Genomic DNA, 21,021 nt, shown 5'->3' on the forward strand with positions numbered 1-21,021 from the left:
CAATCGCGGCCAACTCCCATCCCCATCCTAACCTTCCCCTTGAAGGGGAAGGGACAATCGCCCTCTCTCCCTTTGGGAGAGAGTTGGAGAGAGGGCTGGCGCCGCTCCTACCCGTGAATTTGACGACCGGATCAATAATTCACCGTGATCCGCACGTATGCCCCAGGATTCGATGCCAGCCCCAGGGTGTCCCTCGCCTTGTAGCGCAAAGTCTCGACCCCGCTGAAACCGGCTTTTGGCCGGTAGCTGAGGGTCCCGTCCGCGTTCACGGCAGCCCAGCCGCCCTTGTTGGGCGGCGAGGTGATGAAGACCCTGGCGGGATTGATCGTGTTGGCGGGGTCGATAGCCGTGTCCAGGTCGTAATCGTTGGCCAGCACGTTGATCACCACGGCCGGATAAGGCGCTTTCCCGCGCAGCGGCGCGCTGGCCGCATCGTCAGCCGTGATTGGCGGACGGTTGGCAGTGACGCTGAGCGATACCGTGGCGGGATCGCTGACAGCGCCCTTGCTGTCCTGGGCCTGATAGGTGAAATGGGCAATGCCGGTGAAGGCGGCGGCCGGGGTAAAGCTGAAGCTGCCGCCGGCATTGAGCGTCAGGCTGCCGCTGGCGGGCGGGCTGAGCAGCAGCGCCGTCAGCGCAGTGCCATCCGGATCGCTGTCATTGGCCAGCACCCCGGGCGCGTTCACCTGTAGCGTGCCGCCCTGGATCATCGGGTAGGCATCGTTGCCCGCCACGGGCCGCTGGTTGGCGGCGGCGAGCAGCAGGTCATAGGCCGCCCGGGCATGGGTGATGCCGTAGCCATAGCTGTTGTCCGGCCCGGCCACGCCGAGGTCGAGGGCGCCCTGCAGGAGCGCGCCTTCGATGTCCGCGACGCTGGCGCCGGGAAAGGCCCCCGCCAGCAGTGCCATGACGCCGGCGGTATGCGGCGCCGCGTAGGATGTGCCGGAAACCACGGCATACAGCGGCAGCCCGCCGAAAGACAGGTCGCTGGTGTTGACGTTGACGCCGGGCGAGGTCATTTTTGGGTAAATGCCGCCATCGCAGGGAGACACGCCCCGGCTGCTGAAACCGGCAATGGTCAGGGTCGAATCCACCGCCCCGGCGGCGAACCCGGCCGGATTGTTGGCGGGACTCACGCTGCTCATGGGCGCAGGGCCGTCGTTGCCGGCGGCAAAGACCAGCGCGATCCCGGCCGCCTTGAGGTTTTCCATGTCGGGATTGAATTCGGCGAAGCACTGGCCGGTAGTGCCCGCCAGCCCCCAGGAGGCATTCACCACGTCCGGCGCATCCGCGGTCGCGGGATCGCCATCCGGGTCCAGCAGCCACTGGAAGGCCAGGTGGATATCGCTGTAGGCTGCCTGTCCGGCATCGTTGAAAAGCTTGACCGCGGCCCAGCGCGCATCCGGCGCAACGCCGATCGCCGTGCCGCCCACCGACCCGCCCACCATGATGCCCATGGTTTGCGTGCCATGGCCGTTCAGGTCGAAAGGCACGAGATGCTCGCCATGCGGGTCGTACCAGCTGTTGTTGCCGCCGCGCCAGTTGTTCGCCAGGTCCGGATGGTTCGGGTCCACGCCGGTGTCCATGCTGGCAATGACGACATTGCTGCCGGTATGGCCCAGCGACCACAGCTCCGGCGCCTGCACCGCGCCCAGGTTCCACTCCGGCAGCGCGGCGGCGCCCAGGGTCACGACCGGTGCCTGGAGCTGCGCGTCGAGGCGGATGCTCTCGATGCCGGGCCGGGAGGCCAGCGCACGGATCGCATCGGCGCGGACCTTCACGGCAATGCCGTTGATGGCCCACAGCTCGCGCATGCGTTTCCCGCCCCGGTCTTCCAGAAAGCGCTTCACCGGCGCCTGGGTGAGCGCGGCTTTCTGGCGCAGCGCCCGGACGTGTTCCGGGTCGTGCTGGTGGCGGTTGCGGACCTTGAACAGCCGGGGATTGACCTTGTCGGAGAGGGAAATGATGACCGGGATTTCCTCATAAGAAGCACGCACGGACAGCTCGTTTTCCAGCCCGGCATCGAGCACCGCCGCCCCGGCCATGCTGCCGCCCAGCCATGCCAGCAGCGCCGTTCCAGCCAGGCAGTGCAAGCGAAACTTTTCCCCCTTGTTCATGGCGCTCTCCTCGCAACTATCGGATCAGCAGGTTTTCCAGCTTGGTGTCGCCGATCACCAGCGATACCTTCTGCCCAGGCCGCAGCACGTGGCCTGGGTTGGCGAACAGGATGTGGTAATCCCTTTCCTCGGCGGCGGCGCTGTTGCGCCGCGTGGTGCGCATCTGCCCCAGCTTGGGCGATTCCGGCACGCCGAAAGCCGCGCCGCTCGACTCGTCGAGCAGATAGGGGCGGATTTTGCGCTCAAACAGGGGCGCGGCCTTGGCGGCATCCACGACCCGATAGCGAAAATCGAGCATGCTGCCGGCGGCGGAAAGATGCACGCCGTTGATGCGGATCCCCAGGCTTTCGATATGGGTGCAATCTTCGGCATCCGCGCCGGAGACGGCACCCTGGCGCGCCGCCGTGCTGGAACAGCCGGAAAAAACGAGTACGGCAAAAATCACGCAAAGCAGGGCCAGCATGCTCCAGAAAACCGGCTCTGAATCCTTGTCTTCATTGGTGATGCGGTTTTTCAGCAAGTTCATGATGTTGTGCTCCAGTTAATCCCCCCTGCCCCCCTCCCCCTTGATGGGGGAGGGCTGGGGAGAGGGTGAGAAATCAATGCATTACCCCTCTCCCCAGCCCTCTCCCGCAAGGGGAGAGGGGGGTCGCGCCGGGCCCCGGCTCCCGGCCAAAACACCCGTTGTAGGAGCGGCGCCCCCGCCGCGATTTGCGGTCGCATTCGCGCCGGGGGCGGCGCTCCTACATGCCCATTCCGGGTTGGTCACCCCCCGTACCCGGCTACTGAACATTGATCCGCACATAGGCCGCGACCGGTGCTGCCAGGCCGAGGTTGTCCCTGACCTTGTAGCGCAGGGTTTCGGTGCCGCTGAAGCCAGCCCTGGGGCGGTAGGAAATGGTGCCGTCGGCGTTGACGGTGGCCGTTCCGCCCTTGTTGGGGCCGACCGTGATCCACACCGTGGCCGGGTCGATGCTGCCGTCCGGATCGCTGTCGTTGGCCAGCACGCTGATGATCACCGCCGGGTAGGCGGCAGCCGTGCCCTGGCGCCTGGGCGCGGTGACGGTATCGTCCAGCAGCAACGGAGGCTGGTTGGCGGGATTGACCGTGACGCGCACATAGGCGCCGGGGCTGGATGCCAGTCCCAGCGTATCCCTGACCTTGTAGCGGAAAGTTTCGATGCCGGTGAAGCCGACGGCGGGACGGTAGGAGATCGTGCCGCTGGCATTGACCGTCGCCGTCCCGCCCTTGTCGGGCGTGGTGGAGAGGAACACGCTGGCCGGGTCGATGGTATTGGCGGGCGCATCCGGGTCGCTGTCGTTGGCCAGCACGTTGATCTCGACTGCCGGATAGGTGGCGCCTGCCAGCCGCGCCAGGACCGTGGCGGCGTCGTCGCCGGTCAGCGGCGCGCGATTGACCGAAGTGACGCTGATATTGAAAACCTGGTCATAGCGCAAGCCGGTGGGGTCGGTCACCCGCGCGGTCACCGGCTGCGTGCCGATGCTGGCCGGGGTCCACGAGATCAGCCCGGCCGCGTCGAGCGTCATCCCGGCTGGCGCGCTGACCAGGGAGAAGACCAGGGCGCCGCCATCCGGGTCGCTGGCCGTCAGCTGGTAGGCATAAAGGCTGCCGGTGCTGGCCGTGGTGACCGGAACGGAGGTCATCAGCGGCGCATGGACGCCGTTGGCGGCCACCAGTTTGACAAACATGCCGCGATCGGGGCTGGCGCCGCTGTTCAAATAGAGCCGCCGGTCGTAAAGCGGATAGCTGGCCGATGCCACGCCGGGCGCGAGCTGCGGGATCACGACTGCATCCAGTGTCTTGGCCGCCGGCAGCAGGGCCGAATACTGGGTTTTCGGCCAGGGATACGGGTTGCCGTCCTCCGCCACCAGCTGCATGTCCATGCCGTTGATGACCGGCACATGGGTCATCAGGCCCGCATTGATGAAGCGCAGCAGGGTCCGCTGCCCGGCCGGGAGCGGCAGCGGCTCCTCGTCCGCGCTGAAGGACTTGCCGTTGAGGATGAAATATTTTGGCTGGTAGTCGAGCGTGCTGCTCATGGGCGTGCCCGGCCCATAGCCGCCGGGCGTGGTGACGGCCGCATGCAGCGCCGGGTCGATCTCGCTGAACAGCAGCAGCAGCTGGTTGTCGTAGGCGATGCCAGGGTAGGCCAGACCGCTCGCCGCATCGCTGCTCAGGCTGCCGTAGAGCCCCATCTGCACCTGCACCTGGGGATGGGTGCCGCTTTGATACAGGTAGGTGCCCGGCCTCAGGCTGTTCCAGGCATAGCTCGCGGTACCGCCGCCCGCCGCTGCTTCGTGGGTGAAGGACTGCACCACGGTCTTGCCGCCGGAGTTGGTGGTATACACCGGGGCCATGGCGGCCAGCTGGCCGGGGATGACGATGGAAGTCGCCTGCGGCAGGTTGTTGGTCAGGTTGATGGTCAGCGTGGTGTCGCCCGGCGGCACGCTCAGGGCCGGTCCGGGAACCGTCGCGGCGCAGGGCGGGGCCGCGCAGGACGCGCCGTCGAGGGCATAGCCCCACATTGGGATGACCGCGCCGTCCGGCATGGTCAGGGAGACGGCTTCGGCACGCAGGTTGTAGGTGGCGGCAAGTGCCGGGGCGGCAAGCGTGACCATCCCCGCCAGCGCCAGCGCCTGCGCGATTTTTTTCAGCTGTGGCAGATTCGTTTTCATGATTGCTGCTCCCTGGATTACGGTATGGTCACGCCGGCTGGCTCGATGACCAGCATGGTCATCATTCCGCCGGGGAAAATATCGTCGTTGGTGATTTCCTTCTCGTTGTGGGAATGCCACATGTGGAAGTAGCCGCCGTTTTCACCCTGCGGGGTCTGCCCCGGCGGCAGGGCGCCGAACTGCCCCAGGTAGGGGCTGCCGCTGTAGTGCGCGCCGTAGGAAAGATCCTGGATATTGGGCAGGATCACCGGAATGGGCTTGCCGTGATCCGCGGCGTATTCGTTCGGGGCCAGCGTATCACCCGGCGCGTGCCCATAGGCATCCCAGCCCAGGCCCTTGCCGGTCCACTCGAAGGTGGCATCGTAGGTTTCGCCCGGCACGGTGCGCAGGGTGAAATTCGACTCGGCCAGATCGGGGCCCATCCCCGGCGCGCTTTCCAGCAGGCGCCCGTCGCGGGCGATGAGCCAGGTGTTGTTGCCATGGGTGTGCAGGGGGTGCAGGTCGCGCCCGGCATTGATCACGCGCATCAGGATCTTTTCGCCGGCATGCATGCGCGGCAGGCAGTTGTAGGGCTGGGTCGGCAGCCACGGCACGTTGGCGTCGAGCATGACGTCCGGCGCGTTGCGGCCGTTGAGGAACCACAGGGTCGGGCGGAAAGCGCTGGTATCCACGACCGGCACGCTGGCCGGGTTGGCCATCACCTGGGCATCGACCTGGGCATGGATCAGCGGGTCCATCTCGGTGATCAGGAACAGGTATTCATGATCGAAGCTGGTGCCGGGATGCGCGTAAGCCTGGCGCAGCGGATCGGGGCTTGCGGGACGCACGATCAGCGCGCCGAGCAGCCCCATCTCGACCTGCAGCGCCGGGTTGCTGCCGCTGTGGTAAAGATAGGTGCCGGGATTGCCGGCCACGAAGCTGTAAGTCACCGAGCCGCCGCCGGGCAGCACCTCGCTGGTCATGAGGCCGGGTGTGCCGCCGCTGGCGACGACGTTGCTCTGGCCGGGAAAGACCATGGATACCGGCGCGGGCACCGGCAGCTCGTTGCTGAGGGTGACGGTGACGGTATCGCCCTGGTTGACGATCATGGTCACGCCCGGGTACTGCATCCGGCCGTTGCCGTTGGCGTAGCCCCAGGCGTAGTGCACGTTGCCGTCCGCGCTGGAGATATAGTCCGCCCTGGCGGTCAGGTTGAAGGTGCTGGCGGCGACGCCGTCCACCACGGCCCAGGCCATGTTGCTCGCCGCAAACAGCAGCAGCGTCATGGCGGCGGTGAGCAAGCGCGGGTATTTGCTGGTCTTCGGGTTCATGTCGTCCTCCTCTTTGTGCATCAGTTGACGCGGATTTCGGTCATGATTCCGCCGAAATCCTGCACGTCGTTGCTCAGGTAATTGAGATTGGTGGTGTACAGGAAATAGGTGCCCGCCGGGACACCCGAGGTATCGACCAGGACATCCGCCGACTCGCCGCCACCCAGGGTGACGGAACTGGTGTCATAGGCGAGGTTCTTGCCGTCGGGCCCGCGCGCGATATGGGCGCCGCCGCCGACCACGCGCATCGGCAAGCCGAGGATGGTGACGGTGTAATAGTTGGTGACGCTGAGATTGGACAGGCGCAGCAGCAGCTTTTCGCCCTCGCTGGCGCGGTTGAGCTGGATCAGCGAGCTGAGTTTCTGCGATGCCAGCCCGCCGTTTTCCGCCGGGGGCGTCAGGGGGTTCGGATCGACGGTATCGGGATAGCCGCGGCCGTTGATCATGGTGTAGCTGTCGCGCAGCGTGGCAAAGGGCAGCGGCTGGACCGCGATGTGGTCTTCATGGAACTTGCGGTCGAACCCGCTCAATTGCAGGGGATAGGACTTGTTGTAGCCGGTCGAGCCATCGCCATCGTTATAGGCGAACTGGGTGTAGGTCTTGCCGTTGTACACCCTGGCCTGCCCGTCCTGGGCGGGCCGCACGTAGAGATTGCCGAGCATGCCCATCTGCATGTGCTCGGTGGCTTCCATGTGGCAGTGATAGAGGAAAGTGCCGGGCTCCACGATGTTGTAGAAATAGGTGATGCTCGATCCCATGTTCACTCCGAACGAGCCCTCCGGCATGCCGTCGAAGACCGGTGCGGCCTGGGGAAAGCCGTGGAAGTGAATGGTATGCGGGTCGAACAGGTCCGGGCGCATCAGCATGCCGACGTTGGTCATGGAGAGGAAAAACCGGTTGCCTTCCCTGAGTTCGAGGGTGGGCGCCGGGAATTCGGCCGCCATCTCGCCCTGGGCGAATACCTGGGCCGGGGCAACGCCGGTGACATCGTGGAAACCGAAGGTGTAGAGCACATTGCCGTCGGCCATGGTGGCGAAGCCGTCGCTGGCGGTGAGGTGTTTGCACACCACTTCCGGATCGCCGGGGCTATCCGGAATGGCATCGCCATTCACATCCCCCGGACACTGCACGAAGACGGCGGCAGCGGCAGGGAGCGAGGCAGTCCAGAAGGCGGCCGCCGCCAGGGAAACGCCGAGTTTGAAAAGATTTGCGGTGCTCATGATCTTTCTCCTTGTACCGGCCCGCCGCTGTGGATTTGCGGCGGGCCGAATTGCCCTGGTTTTACTGCCACTCGTCCGCGCCGATGTCCGGCGGGTTGGAACGCACCTGCCGGTCGATGTCGATCAGGCAGTTGGCCGGTGTCGCGCACTGCGCCTGGCTTCCCATGTCGATGACGGGGGAGCCCGCATTCAGGTGGTAGTTGCCGGACGGGGTGAGCGGTCCGAAGCGCACGTCGATCCAGTTGCCGCCTTCGTCAAAGGCCGCGGCGGTGGCGATGCCGGTGGTGAGCTCCGGCTGCTGGATGGTTTGCCCGGGCTGGCCATTGACATAGCTGGCCACGAACGACGGATCGGCGCTCAGGTTGGATGCGGCATAGCCGGTGGTATCGGTCAGCACGCTGAACACCGGGTTGAGCAAGGCCGGGGCTGATGTGCCCAGCACGCCCAGATCCCAGTACACTGGCGCCTCGCCGCCAGCACCGATGCTGGGGCGCAGGCCGAAGACCGCCGGTGAGACAGTGTTGTCGATCGCCCAGTAGAACGAGCGGTTATGCCACACGATGTTGTTCACCAGCGCCGGGTTCGAGTGCTCGACCTTGTAGGGACGCGCGCTGTTGCCGTTGCCGATGGTGCTGAACAGCAGGGTGCTGCTCGCCCGCGAGACGATCCCCGCTGGTTGCGGCGTCGACTGGTTCGGGCTGTTGGCGGCGAATGCCGCGCCCGCCGTGGCCGTGCTGTCGTTGTTGGCAATGGTGTTGTTGGCAATGGTGGCGTAGATGCTGTCCTGCAGCGAGATGCCGCCCCCCGCCATGCCTGCCATGTTGTCCACCACGATGTTGTTGGCGATGGTCAGCGGGTACCAGCCTGCCGGACTGTTGGGCGCACGGCTCACGTCCTGGCCGTTGACGAACTGGGCGGCAATGCCCCCGCCGTCGCCTGCCCCGGCCTGGTTGCCCTGGATCAGGTTGCCGCTGATGGTCACCTTGCCTGCGCCCGGTGAAAGCCCGGCGCCGTTCAGCGGCGGCTGTCCGCCGACAAAGATGCCGCCGCCGGAAACATTCACCCCCTGGTTGAAGGACTGGTTGAATATCACCGTGTTGTTGGCAATCGTGCTGCCGCCGCTCCAGCCCAGGTGGCCGATACCGCCACCGTGACCGGCGCTGAAGTTGCCGCAGATGTAATTGCCGCTGACGTTGTAGTTCTGGCTGCCGGTGCACAGCGCAACCCCGCCGCCTGCCGCTCCGGCGGTTTCCGCGCCGTTCTGTGCGATATGGTTGTTGTGGATGGAAACAAAGTCGTTCTGGCTGTCGCTCGGGTTGCCGTTGGCGTCGACCAGGGCGGGATGGCCGAGCCGGACGCCGCCGCCATAGAGGCCGTTGTTGCCGGCGATCCTGTTGTTGCTGATCTCCAGGTAATTGGCGTAGCCGTTGACGAAGATGCCGCCGCCGGTGTCGCCGCCGGTGATGCCGAGACCGTCAATGCGCGCATGCGCCGTGCCGGACGTAAAGGCGCCATTGCCGTTGCTCCTGGCCAGCACCATGATGCCCGCGCCCTCTTCGGTATTGAACAGGTTGGGCTCGTTGTCGGGCGCATTGACCCCCGTCGTCTGGCCCGGCACCAGGTCAAAGGTGCGGGCAGCCGTGCCGTTGGCGTACTTGGTGTTGACCAGCGTGCGCCAGTTGGTCAGCTTCTCCGCCGGTACCTTGGCGGCGTTGATGGTCGTGGACAGCGCGCCCCAGCCCTGCAGGCGGACTTTCTTGTCCATGATCACCAGCTCGTCGTAGCGGCCGGGAGGAACCAGGATCAGGTCGCCCGAATTGGCCGCATCGATGGCTGCCTGGATTTTCGTGCCCGGCAGCATCGCCCTGACCGTGGTACCGCCAGGTGTGCCGACCGTGACGGTCACGCCCAGGCTGGAGGTCTTGAGATTGTCGCGCGTGACTTCCAGTTGCCCGGTGGTCCCGTTGGTGGTTCCGACCGTTCTCGGAACGCGCACCTCGATAATGCCGTTGCTCCAGGAAATAACCGGCAGGCTCAGTCCGCCGAGGGTGACCTTGCCGGCGCCCTGGGCCGCGCCAAAGCCGAAGTCGCGCGGGATATTCCTGAGCGTTAACGGGGTACCGTCATAGGCCGGGTTGGGGACTTGCACCGTGCCAGCGGAGACAATTCTCAGCTTCGGCTGGCTGGCAACAAGCGTGCTGGGGACGGGTACAAAAGGCCCGTTCTGGCTGATGTCTGCCGCAGTCCTGCCCTCGACCGAGTAGATCAGCGGCGTGCCGTCCGGGAATTCGCAATCCACGGGGAACTGGCCCGGCCCGGCGAATGCGGCCACCGGCAGCACCGGTGTATCCAGGTAGGTGGTCTTGCCCGGCAGGTACTGGAAGGTATAGCAGAACTGGCTGTACTGGCGGTTGAAGTACGGGTCGATCACCATGGCCGGATTGCCGCTCGCGTCGGTGCCGGGAACCGGGCCCGGATCGTTCATGCAGGTGGTGATCATGTTGGGTGCCACGCCCGAGGGCATGGGGAGGTTCATGGAGTAGGTGGATGGCACCAGGGCATTGAAGGTGCCCCACTGGTCCGCATACACGCGGGAAATTTCACGCCCGCTCCAGTCGCGGATCGACACCGGAAGCCATGCAGGCGCCTGTTTCTCGCCGAAAGTCGGGGCATTGGGGTCGAACTCGTTGGCCAGATCGTTGAGGATCATGCCGACGATATGGCTGGCGACCGGCACTTCGGTGAACATGAAGAAGTCCGCCGCCCCATTCTTGCCCTGGGCCACGTCGACCGCCTTGCGGTCGCACAGCGGACGCGGCTGGCTTGCATAGGCCGAAGGCACGCCGGGGAACAGGGTCAGCTCGGCCGGTACGGCGCGCACGTCGCCCACGCAGGCGGGAGGCAGCGCCAGGGTGCCGGGCAGGTAGGTATCGCCGAAATCGACGTTCTTGTCTTCTTCCTTCACGTGCTGATAACCGGGAGGCGTGATCGCTTCCACGATATAGCGGCCGGGAGGCAGTTCCGGTTTCCCGGCTCCGCCACCGAAGGCATAGCCGCCGTCGAACACCGCCGGGCGCACCTGGTTGAAGTTGCGCAGGCCGTCGTAGCAGTCCGTGAGATGGCCATTGGACACGAAAGGCTCGCCCTGGCAGCCGCTGGGCAGGCTGTCGTCCCAGCTGTCGGTGGTGGCGATATCCATGCTGTCGCCGGTGTCGAAGACGGCGTTGCTGTTGCGGTCGAGATCTTCAGGGCCGGGGAAATTGCCGAATGGCCAGTTGTCCGCATCGGCCAGCACCACGCCGGTGGCCGTATTCAGCCCGGTGATCGCGGTGCAGTCCGGCTTGTCGATGATGCCGTCGGCGTTGCAGTCGCGATAAAGATTGACCTGCACGCGCGGAATGCCCGGCTCCCAGTTCTCCGCCGCGGCATAGCGCGGATCTTCCTCGGCGCGGGTCGTGGCATAGCGCACGATGCCGGAAATCCCGCCGTTTTCATTGGGGCCGTAGTTGTTCTTGCCCCATTCGATCACGTTGGTCTGGCCGAGGAATCCCTGGAAGCCCTGCACCAGGACCGGTCCGGTCTGGGTGCGATAAGGCAGGCCGCCATTTTCGGACTGCGGCTGGGGATTGAGCTTGTCCCACGAAGGCATGGTCCAGCCGTCATGCGGCGAAACAGGGCCGCCCGCGTCCACCACGACAGTGGCGCCGGTGGCCTTGAAGCGGGCGAAATCGACTTCCGCCACCAGCCAGTTGAAGAAGGGGAACACTTCATTGAAGCTGGTCTCGCCGCTCATGTCGGTCACTTGCGACTGGTAGACGCTGCCGTCGCGAAAACGGATATTGATGGCCTGCCCCGGCATGCCCGCCTCGCCCGCATCGCGGAAGCCGTTGTTGTTGGCGTCGAAGAACACCCGGCTTTCGAGGCGGTGGAACCAGTTGAACACCGGCACTTCCTGCAGGTCAACCGCGCCGCCGCCCGGCGGCACCGTGACATTGTTGGAGGCGATGACGATATCCAGGTTCTCGTCCCAGATCACCAGCTGGTAGGTGCCAGCCGCAACGCCGGGAATGGTGAAGCTGCTGTCCGGATTGCAGGGCGTGGTGAAGACCGCGCGCCCGCCGGCCACGGCAAGCTCGTTCAGGCCGATCCAGCACTGCGGGAAAGGCGCGCCGTTGTAAAAGGCAAAATTGGGCGGCCGCGACATGTGCATGTTGACCACCTTGCCGCTGACCGTGCTGGCGCCGTTCAGCACCGAGGCATCCCGGAGGGCGGTTTTGACGAAGCCGAAAAAGACATGGTGTCCGGGCGGGCCGAATTCCTGGAAGAAGCTGGGTTCGTTGGCTTTCACCCAGGCATCGATGCCCTTGGTGCCCTCGATGGTGGAAGTCTGGATATACCCCGAACCGGCCGGCGGAATCACTTCAAGCGTGTATTTGGCCGGTGCCAGGTATTTGATCAGCACCGTGCCATCCGCCCCGGACTTGATGAAGCCGCTGCCCCTGATGCTGACCACCGGCGCGCCGCCAACCATCACCGGGGTGCCATCGGGGTTCTTCTGGTATTCGGTGCCGATGGGATTGCCGAAGGCATCCTGGGTAACTTGGCCGCCGGAAGCGCCATAGGTGCCGCCAGCCTCCTTCAGTGTGATGGAGAAGCCCGCCAGCCCGGTTTCCTGCGGCAGGTCGGGCGCGCCGTTGATGGGCTGGTTGTCATTGAAGACAAAGATGGAAATCTGCGCGGTCGGAATCGGGGCCTTGTTCACCACGATATTCACCGCCGTCTGTCCCGGCGCAACTGCGGCGCCCCCCATCTGGTAACCGGCATCCGGCAGCACCGAAACGTAATAGCGCTTCTGCGAGTCGAGCGCGAGGGCCGCCGGAGACTTGAGAGGATCGATGCTGTTGCCGGCGCCCGTCACCGGCATGTAGCTGGCGTGGAAGCTCAATGCCAGGTTGCTGCCGTCAGCCGGCACGCCGGGCCGGGAATCCCTGGTGCTGTCTTCCTCGACCAGCCAGCGGAAACCCGTCACCGGCTCGTTGTTCGGGCCAACCACGTTGATGGTCAGAGCCGCCGCATACTGCGGCAATACGCACATCAGCAGCGCGGCGATAATCAGCCGCCACGCTTTCTGCAGCACCCCTTTAAAATTGTTCATGGCATGGGTTTCCATAACGCCTCCCTCACTCACTTGACTGCAAATTTTCCTGGACCGGATTTTCCGGCATGGCCGACTGCCAACGCCGCTGAAATCCATGTGACAAATTGTTCATGAAGTGCGGCAAATTGACACCGAGGCAAAGACTGCATTTCGCTACGGCCGGAACTCCACTTGAAGATGGGTGAATGACTGTAGCTGCGCACCGCCCGGGCAGCATGGGCTACAGAGCCAAATGTAGGGTGGGTTAGCGCTTTTTGCGTAACCCGCCAGGCGTTGCGTAGCAACACCAGACAAGTGACGAAGCAATCCCGTATCTATTTGAAAAAATGGAGAGCTGCGGGGCGTGTGAAAATCAGTGCCTAGCGGTCAGCACACCGTCCACGATGGAGACGATCGCGGCCTCGGTGGATTCGTCCTTGAGGATGAAATGATCCGCTCCGCTATGCAGCGCGGCATCGCGGTATTCCGGCAGGTCGAAACTGGTGATGACGCAGATCATGGGATGAACATAAACATTCTTGATGATCCGGGTGAGGGCGAGGCCATTCCTTCCCGGCAGGCTGATATCCATGAAGATCAGATCGGGCAGCCGCTGCGCCACGCGCTGCAGGGCGTCCTCCCCGTCCGCCGCCTCGGCCACCCGCATGGCGGGAAAATGCCGCGCAAGCACCCGGTGCAACGACTGCCGGAAGGCGTCATTGTCATCGACGATCAGGGTATTGAGTTTTTTCCTCATCCGGGACGCTTAAACCCTGACCCGGTACTGACGGTAATAGTCCAGCACGCGCGGAACATAATTCCGGGTCTCGCGGAATGGGGGGATGCGGTTGCCGTGCCGGATTACCGCATTTTCGCCGGCATTGTAGGCAGCCAGCGCCAGGCTCATGTCACTGTTGAACAGGGTCAGCAGATCGCGCAGATATTTCGCGCCGCCATGCAGGTTCTGCGCCGGGTCGAACGAGTCCGAAACGCCATAGCGCCTGGCCGTCGCCGGCATGAGCTGCATCAGCCCGGCGGCGCCCTTCCTGGAAACGGCGCGTGGATTGTATTGCGACTCCACCGAGATCACGGCATGCAGCAGCGCCCCCTCAAGGCCATGGGCCCGCGCGACTTCCTCGACCATCCGCTCAAACCGGACCTTGCCGGCGCGGATGAGCGGCTGCCTTGCCGGCGCGGACGTGAAAGCCGGGGCGTCCGCCCGGTTCCGCTCGAAAACGAAGGTTCTGAAGCGGCTGTCCGCCGGCACATTGCTCAGGCTCACGCTGCCGTCCGCAGCGGTATAGGCATAGATATCGGCCCGCGCATCCGCACAGACACCGGAGCCGAGCAGATACAGCGAGGCAAGAACATATCCCGGAAATTTCATGGCTCACCTGTGGTGAAAATCAGCATGCTGCTGTGCTTTTCACCTTAGGCAATCGATCCATGGCAGGCAATACGCTGGATGCTGTAAGTTAAGCCGGTGGATTCCGCATGGGACAGCGCGATTTACCTGCGCCGGTCCTGGATCAATTCACTCCCCTGCACAAGGCTCCATGAATGCAAAACGGGAGCCGCAGCCCCCGTTATCGCATGAGCCAATACCAGATCAGAGCAGCTTCCTGCGCCGGGCCGCGCCCAGGCCGAGGAGGCCAAGCCCCAAGAGGGCGAGTGTGGCGGGTTCAGGCACTGAAGATGAGTCGTGCCATACGATGTTATCGAAGGCGAAATATCCGTCGGAGGGGGCGTAGCTCACGGTGAGCGAACTCAAATTGGTGAGATTGCTGAAATTGAAGGTCTTGTAAAAAGTGTCCAGCGTGATGACGTCCGTGCCCACCGAAACATCATACGCAGCCGACGCCCCGGGGTACTGCGCCACTGTGTACCAACTCAGGCCTGCGTCCAGTTGGTCTATGGTGAAGGTGCCGCCGCCATTTTTCGTAATCGTGAAACTGTTGCTGAACCCGGAGATTAGGCTAAGCGTGCCGTTGTCAGCCCCATAGCCGGGACCTTGCCAGACATATGTACTGGACCCGGAAAAATTCAAACCGCCGGAGGTGAAGGGTGTGGAACTTGCATTTGCGACATCATCGAATGTCACCACATAAGCCTGCGACGGAAGCGGGGCAAGTAACCCAAAAAACATAGCGCCTAAGGCTATCTTGTTCGTCATTGTCGATAACATGTTGCTCTCCTCGAATTAAATTTTTTTCTGCGGCTTATTCACCTTGTAAAGTTATATAAGCAAATTACGTTCCATGAATCACCATTTCAATTGTTTTTATTGTTTAACATATAGTTACATTCTTTCTGGCATCCTGCTTTGTGCCTATTGAAAACAATCTGTGTAAGAAAACTCGACACCAAAAATGACATCGCACACATGTTCAGATGGCCCCTGGTCAGTTTCAATCACATAATCCCCCCCACCCGAAGTTTTTCTACCGTGTATTCAGTAAAGCAACCTACTACAGAATAGGGTGTTCACCCCATTCTGTTGACCCGTCCCCCTGGATTATAAATTTAACCGTGTAGCGCCCAATCGTTACGGGACAGGGAGAAGGATCATGAAGATTTGCATTCTGGGTGGAGATGGATATCTGGGCTGGCCGACGGCCATGCATTTTTCCGCGCGCGGCCACGAGGTCATGGTGGTGGACAACATGGCCAAGCGCAGCTGGGAGATCGAGGTCGGGGCGGCGCCGCTGGAGCCCGTCCCGTCGATGCTGGAGCGCGCCAGTCACTGGCGCCGGAAGAAATCCCGCCACATCATGACGGTGATCGGAAACATCGCCGACGACGGGCAGGTCATGCGCGACATCTGCCATGATTTCCGCCCGGATGCCATCGTCCACTACGGCGAACAGCCATCCGCGCCCTACTCCATGCTGAATCAGGAAAATGCCGTTTATACCCAATGCAACAATGTGGTCGGCACGCTCAACGTCATGTTCGCCATGCGCGAATACTGCCCGCAGGCCCACCTGGTCAAGCTCGGCACCATGGGGGAATACGGCACGCCCAATATCGACATCGAAGAGGGCTGGCTGGAAGTCACGCACAACGGCCGCCAGGACCGGGTGCTCTACCCCAAGAAACCCCACTCGCTTTACCACCTGTCCAAGGTCCACGATTCCCACAATCTGGAATTCGCCAGCAGGATGTGGGACTTCCGCGTCACCGACCTGAACCAGGGCGTGGTCTACGGAATCGATACCGACGAGACCGGCGATGATCCGGAGCTGTGCACCAGCTTTCACTACGACGACATCTTCGGCACGGTGCTGAACCGCTTCGTGGTGCAGGCCGCGATCGGCATGCCGCTCACCGTGTACGGCAGCGGCAACCAGATCCGGGGCTACCTGAATATCCGCGACACCCTGCGCTGCATCGAGCTGGCGGTCGCCAATCCCGCGGGCAGCGGCGAATTCCGCGTTTTCAACCAGTTCACCGAGCAGTTCTCCATCATGGAGCTGGCGTACCGGGTGCAGGAAAGCGCCGCCGCTCAAGGCATCAGAGTGGAAATACAGCACCTGCGCAACCCGCGCGTGGAACAGGAGAAACACTATTACCACGCCGTGCATTCCGGCCTGGAGGGCCTGGGCCTGGAACCGCACCTGCTGAACAACGGCGTCATCGGGCAGATGCTGGAAAAGGCGGTGAATGCGGCTGCCCGGGTCAATGAATCCTCCATTCTGCCCAAGGTGGACTGGAAGCACGGGTGGCGGCAAGCCGTTCAGGGGAATGATCAGGCCGCAAGGCTGAATGACGCCCCCATCGGCTTGAACCTCGATGGCGCGGTCGCAGCGGCCTAGCAAGACGATCTCCGGCTGAATCGCTGGTTTGCGCGCCGTTCGGGCACAAAGGGGAATGACCATGCAGCGCCGCCAATGCCTCAAGTACCTGGCCACGGGATTCGGCCTCGCCGTTTCGGGGCAGTCCGGCGGAGCACTCAGGGAAGCTAGCGCCCCCTCCCCCTTGACGGGGGAGGGCTGGGGAGAGGGTGAGAAATCCATGCGCCCCCCCTCTCCCCAGCCCTCTCCCGCAAGGGGAGAGGGGGTTCTTGGCGCCATACCCAAAAGCCTGTGGGTGTGGCGCACCCCGCTGTCGGAAGCGGACCCGGTCGTGGCGCTGCTGCGGCAATTCAATTTCCGCAGCGTGTTTTACTCGATCCCCCCGGGCGAGCGGGCGCAACTGTTCGCGGGCGGGAAGAAGCAAAGCGCCGCCATCCATGCCTGCCGCGCAGCCGGCATCGCTTTCTACGCCGTGGCTGGTGATCCCGGGTGGAGCAGGCGCGGATGGCAAATACCCGGGGCGGTGGCCGAGCTGCTCGATTTCCAGCAGCGCAGCCAGCTGTTCGACGGCCTGTGCCTGGACATCGAGCCGCACACCCTGCCGGAATGGAAAACGGGCGCGCGCGAACAGCTCATCCACGGCTATCTGGACATGCTGGGCAACATACGCCAGGCCAGCCAGAGCATGAAGCTCCCGCTGATCGCTGCCGTGGTTCCGTTCCATGCCAACATTGCCGCCCCGGACGAGGCAGGAAAATCCATGCTGGAAAGCGCCGCCGGCAAGCTTGACGCCGTGGTCATGATGGCCTACCGCCGCGCTCCCGGCGCGAGCCTGCGCATCGCCGCAAAAGCGCTGGGCCAGCTGGATGCGCTGAAGAAACCCTGGTGGTTCGGGGTCACCACGCATCGGGGCGCAAGCGAAGCCATCAGCCATGCCGGTGCCACTTTCGGGCAGTTCAGCGCGGCCCTGCTTGAGCTCGATGCGCGCCTGGAAACGCATGCGCCGCTCTATCGCGGCATTGCGATCAACGACTACCCCTCCCTGCCCGCCATCCTGACCAGGAGATAAGCATGCATTTCCGCGGCAAATCCCAGCCAAAATCGACCCCCGGAACGGCGGCAGGCAAAAAGCGCTGGGCCAGGATCGCCCTTGTTCCGCTGCTGGGCGGCACCTTCCTGTATGCGGCCGTGGTGCCGCCTGCCAACCTGCGCGTGGAAGGCCTGCTGCATGGCGACCTGATTCCCGTCGCCCCGCTCTACCGCGCCCAGATCACCCGGCAGATCACCAGCTGCTACAGCAAGGTGAAAGCTGGCGAGCCGCTGGTCGTCGTGAGCAATTTCATGCTGGACGAGCAATATTCCTCGGACTACCAGACCCGGCTTGCATCATTGCATCTGGAACAGATCAACCAGAACGAGGGCGCTGCCGCTGCCGCCGTGGAAGTCCGCATGGCGCGGCAAAATCATCTGGCCGCCGCGTCTTCCGCAGAAAAAGCCCGGGCGCTATCCCGGGCCTATGACGAGCTGCACGCTGCCCGCGCCATCGGACGGGTGGCGCGCGACGCCGCGCGTTCTGACGCGCAGCGCGCCGCTGCGGAAGCGGCGGCGCTACGCGAGGCCTGGCAGAAGTCGCAGCTGGATCTGGCCCAGACCAAAAAAGGCAGCGTGGAAAAAGTCGCTTCCCTGCAGCAGCAACTGAGCCTGCTGGAAGAGGCCAGGAAGCGCGTCAGCGCGCAAGCGCTGCTCGCCCCTGCATCCGGCCAGGTACTCGATTGCACAGCGCATCCCAATGCCGTGGTCGAGGCGGGAACGCCGATCTACCGCATTTTCGACATCGACCGGGCCTATGTGATGGTCTTCACCGATCCGTCGGAAATCGCCAGCCTCAGCGTCGGCATGCCCGCCTACATCCGCATCCCCGGCATTGCGGAAACCCTGCCGGGGCATATCGCGGCGCTGACGCCGGAAGCGGCCAAACTGCCCGAGTCGCTGACTCGCTATTTCTGGCAGCACGATCAGTGGTCCCAGTACCGCCCGGTGAAAATCACCCTGGATAACCTGGACAAGCTCGACCCGGCACTGCGGGAAAAGCTGATTTTCGCTGCCAGGGTACAGGTCAGAATCCCCGTTTCATCGTGGGGTGAGTGGCTGTGGGGAAAGAGCTAGGGAAACGCTGATTTATTTCGCCGCCCCGTCATTGCGAGCGTAGCGAAGCAATCTCGATTCACGAAAATCGACCAGTTCCAGATTGCTTCGTCGCTTCGCTCCTCGCAATGACGATTAAAACAAACTTTTCTAGCACGAACGGAAGAAGGAGGAGGAAAGGCCAATGACCAGGAATATGCAGTACACCGATCCCATGGCGGTCTTGCAGCAGGTCCGGCAATGCGGCGGCCATTTGCTGCCGCAGTGGCAGCCTGGGCATGCCCAGGGATATAGCCATTTCCCGCAATCCGAAAGCGGCGTTGCCGGGCAGATGCTGCAGGACCTCGAATCTCTCGCCTCGGCCGACTACCTGGACAAACTATTTTTCGACCGCCTGAGCGTTTGCCCGGCCTGCGGCAGCCATCATGTCAACGTGCGCGAGGCCTGCTCCGCGTGCAAATCCCCGCATATCTCGCCGCTTTCGCTGCTGCACCATTTCCGCTGCGGCTATGTGGGGCCGGCCGCCGCCTTTGCCCATGACGGCAAGGGGCGAATCTGCCCGAAATGCCACGGCCGCCTGGAAGACCTGGGCACGGACCACGATGTGCCGGGTGAAAATTTCACCTGCCACAGCTGCCACGCCTCTTTCCAGGTGCCTGAAGTGGAAGGCCTGTGCATGGCCTGCCAGGCGCGCACCCCGGGTGACCAGCTGCTGCACAGGGACATCCATAGCTTCCGCCTGAATTCGCTCGGCATGGCAGCCCTGAACAATGGGCGCCTGTTCGCCCGGGAGGAAGAACTGCTGCTCGAAGGTGAAGGCCAGCCGATCTATCGCCGCCATGTTTTCATGTTCCTGCTCGAAGACGAGATGCGCCGCGCGAGCCGCTATGGCACGGCCTTCAGCCTGATCATGCTGCGGCTCGCTCCGGGCGATGGCGCCGGAACGGAAGAACTGATCTTTCACATGGCGGCGAGCCTGCGCAATTCCGACAAGATCGGGCGTTACAACGAGGAGCGCCTGATGATCCTGCTGCCGGCAACGGACCGGGCCGGAGCGGATATCTGGCTGCAGCGCTTTCTGGCCGGGGCGGGCGATGGCCTGCGGGCAGGCATTGTCGAGCTTGATCCGGCGCGCGATCTGGCCAGCCAGCTGGAACAGTCATGGAACAGCTGAACGGCTTCCCGGCCTATTTCTTCTCGCCCCTCAGCCTGGCGAACATGAGCGGGATGGCGCGCGTTCTGGGCGAGCTGCTGACTTCCGCCAATCTGTATTTCTGGTTTCTGGTGCTGCTCCTGCTGCGTTTCGTGCTGCCCGATATCCTGCTGTGGCTGACCAGCGTGTTTTATCCGCGTGCCCTGATCGCCCGGCAAGGCCCTGGTTTGCCAGAAAATCCGCTGGTTTCTATCGTCATCGCGGGGCGCAATGTGGAGCACAGCATTGCAAAAATGATTCAGTCCGCGCTGCAATGCGGCTATCACAACCTGGAAGTCATTTTCGTTGACGACTTCTCCGCCGACGGCAGCGTGGCGCGCGCCCGCGCATGGGAGAAAACCGGCCGGGTGCGCGTATTCGAAGCCCGGAACCACAACGGCAAGCCCGGCAGCCTGAATATCGGTCTGACGCTGGCGCGCGGCGATTACATTTTCATACCGGATGCGGATTGCGAGTTGCAGCCCGGCATCATCCAGCACCTGCTTGCCCCTTTTGCCGACGCGAAAGTTGGCGCCGTGTCCGCCAATCTGCGCGTGAGAAATGCGGCCCGCAACTGGGTCACGCGCTTCCAGGAATGCGAATATGCGCTCAACGTCAGCATTTCCAGGCTGTGGCGCGCGCCGCTGAATATGCTGTCCATCCTGCCCGGCGCGGGCAGCATGTTCCGCACCGTCGCCATGCGTCAGCTGGGCGGCTACGACTCCGGGCTGGGGGACGACACCGACCTCACGCTGCGCCTGCGCAAGCAGGGCTGGAAACTGCGTTTTGCGCTGGACGCCATCGTCTGGACCGATGTGCCCGGCCACTATGGCTGGCTGCTGCGCCAGCGCAGCCGCTGGAGCCGCAACATGATCAAGATCCGCCTGCACAAGCAGGGCGATCTCTATCATTTCTGGCGCTTCGGCTGGGTCAACGCGCTGGTTTTCGGCGACGTTCTGATTTTCCGCGTCATCCTTCCCTTTCTTGCGCTGTGGGGCGTGGTCTATTTCATCCTGACCGATCCATTCTCCACGCCGGCGCTGCTGACGGTGGTGTACTGGCTGACCACTTTCTTCCTCTTCATCAAGCTGCTGATCGCCCATGACATCGCCGCCACGCCCCGCCTCAAGATGCTGTGGCTGGCGCCGCTCTACCCTTTTTACCGCCTGCCCATTCACCTGGTGGAGCTGCTTTCCATGCTGCGGGAGTTTCTGCGCATCCGTCTCTGGCATCCCTACGTGCCGGAGAGAATCTGGGCCAGGATTCCGCACTGGTAGCGCTACAAGGGGGCTTGCATGTCCGGCACAGCAAACACGACCGCAAATACTATTGATACGGAACGAACTTATTTCCATTGTAGGTCGGGCTTTAGCCCGAAAAATCGGACTAAAGTCCGACCTACAGTCCGGA

14 protein-coding genes are annotated in these 21,021 nt (G+C 63.4%); 5 read left to right on the plus strand and 9 right to left on the minus strand.

The genetic code is table 11. The features are described 5' to 3' along the window. Positions 1–131 precede the first annotated feature (131 nt). The 9 genes from WC392_00210 to WC392_00250 form a co-directional block, all read right to left on the minus strand. Complete coding sequence (locus WC392_00210) at positions 132–2,117, minus strand: S8 family serine peptidase (GenBank protein MFA5240776.1); 1,986 nt, start codon at positions 2,115–2,117, stop codon at positions 132–134. A gap of 16 nt (positions 2,118–2,133) precedes the next feature. Continuing rightward, positions 2,134–2,643, minus strand: a complete 510-nt coding sequence (locus WC392_00215; GenBank protein MFA5240777.1) for a hypothetical protein — start codon at positions 2,641–2,643, stop codon at positions 2,134–2,136. 256 nt (positions 2,644–2,899) lie between these two features. Continuing rightward, complete coding sequence (locus WC392_00220; GenBank protein MFA5240778.1) at positions 2,900–4,813, minus strand: Ig-like domain-containing protein; 1,914 nt, start codon at positions 4,811–4,813, stop codon at positions 2,900–2,902. 17 nt (positions 4,814–4,830) lie between these two features. After that, entirely contained in the window at positions 4,831–6,123 is a 1,293-nt protein-coding gene (locus WC392_00225; protein MFA5240779.1) for a multicopper oxidase domain-containing protein, read from the minus strand. A gap of 20 nt (positions 6,124–6,143) precedes the next feature. Further along, positions 6,144–7,343 carry a multicopper oxidase domain-containing protein gene (locus tag WC392_00230; GenBank protein MFA5240780.1) on the minus strand — a complete coding sequence of 400 codons (1,200 nt, stop codon included), beginning with the start codon at positions 7,341–7,343 and terminating at the stop codon, positions 6,144–6,146. A gap of 61 nt (positions 7,344–7,404) precedes the next feature. Then, on the minus strand, positions 7,405–12,498 hold the full coding sequence (locus WC392_00235; GenBank protein ID MFA5240781.1) for an SdrD B-like domain-containing protein: 5,094 nt from the start codon (positions 12,496–12,498) through the stop codon (positions 7,405–7,407). Positions 12,499–12,853: 355 nt separating this feature from the next. Next, a complete protein-coding gene (locus tag WC392_00240; GenBank protein ID MFA5240782.1) occupies positions 12,854–13,237 on the minus strand; it encodes a response regulator transcription factor in 384 nt (127 codons plus the stop codon). Between the two features lie 9 nt (positions 13,238–13,246). Next, the gene (locus WC392_00245) at positions 13,247–13,867 is read right to left on the minus strand and encodes a lytic transglycosylase domain-containing protein (protein ID MFA5240783.1); all 621 of its coding nucleotides are present in this window, start codon (positions 13,865–13,867) and stop codon (positions 13,247–13,249) included. A gap of 222 nt (positions 13,868–14,089) precedes the next feature. Next, positions 14,090–14,665, minus strand: a complete 576-nt coding sequence (locus WC392_00250) for a PEP-CTERM sorting domain-containing protein (GenBank protein ID MFA5240784.1) — start codon at positions 14,663–14,665, stop codon at positions 14,090–14,092. 382 nt (positions 14,666–15,047) lie between these two features. On the opposite strand from WC392_00250, the gene WC392_00255 reads away from it, so the two are divergent. The 5 genes from WC392_00255 to WC392_00275 all read left to right on the plus strand — a co-directional run bounded on the left by WC392_00255 (position 15,048) and on the right by WC392_00275 (position 20,888). Beyond that, positions 15,048–16,295, plus strand: coding sequence for an NAD-dependent epimerase/dehydratase family protein (locus WC392_00255; GenBank protein MFA5240785.1), 1,248 nt, complete (start codon positions 15,048–15,050; stop codon positions 16,293–16,295). 61 nt (positions 16,296–16,356) lie between these two features. Next, on the plus strand, positions 16,357–17,343 hold the full coding sequence (locus tag WC392_00260) for a hypothetical protein (GenBank protein ID MFA5240786.1): 987 nt from the start codon (positions 16,357–16,359) through the stop codon (positions 17,341–17,343). 2 nt (positions 17,344–17,345) lie between these two features. Beyond that, the gene (locus tag WC392_00265; protein ID MFA5240787.1) at positions 17,346–18,440 is read left to right on the plus strand and encodes an HlyD family efflux transporter periplasmic adaptor subunit; all 1,095 of its coding nucleotides are present in this window, start codon (positions 17,346–17,348) and stop codon (positions 18,438–18,440) included. A gap of 163 nt (positions 18,441–18,603) precedes the next feature. Further along, positions 18,604–19,593, plus strand: coding sequence for a hypothetical protein (locus WC392_00270; GenBank protein MFA5240788.1), 990 nt, complete (start codon positions 18,604–18,606; stop codon positions 19,591–19,593). After that, positions 19,581–20,888: a glycosyltransferase family 2 protein gene (locus tag WC392_00275; protein ID MFA5240789.1), complete on the plus strand. Its 1,308-nt coding sequence runs from the start codon at positions 19,581–19,583 to the stop codon at positions 20,886–20,888. The genes WC392_00270 and WC392_00275 overlap by 13 nt, the downstream gene beginning before the upstream one ends. Positions 20,889–21,021: the final 133 nt, after the last annotated feature.

It is taken from the genome of Sulfuricella sp., from assembly GCA_041651995.1.
Classification (GTDB): Bacteria; Pseudomonadota; Gammaproteobacteria; order Burkholderiales; family Sulfuricellaceae; genus Sulfurimicrobium.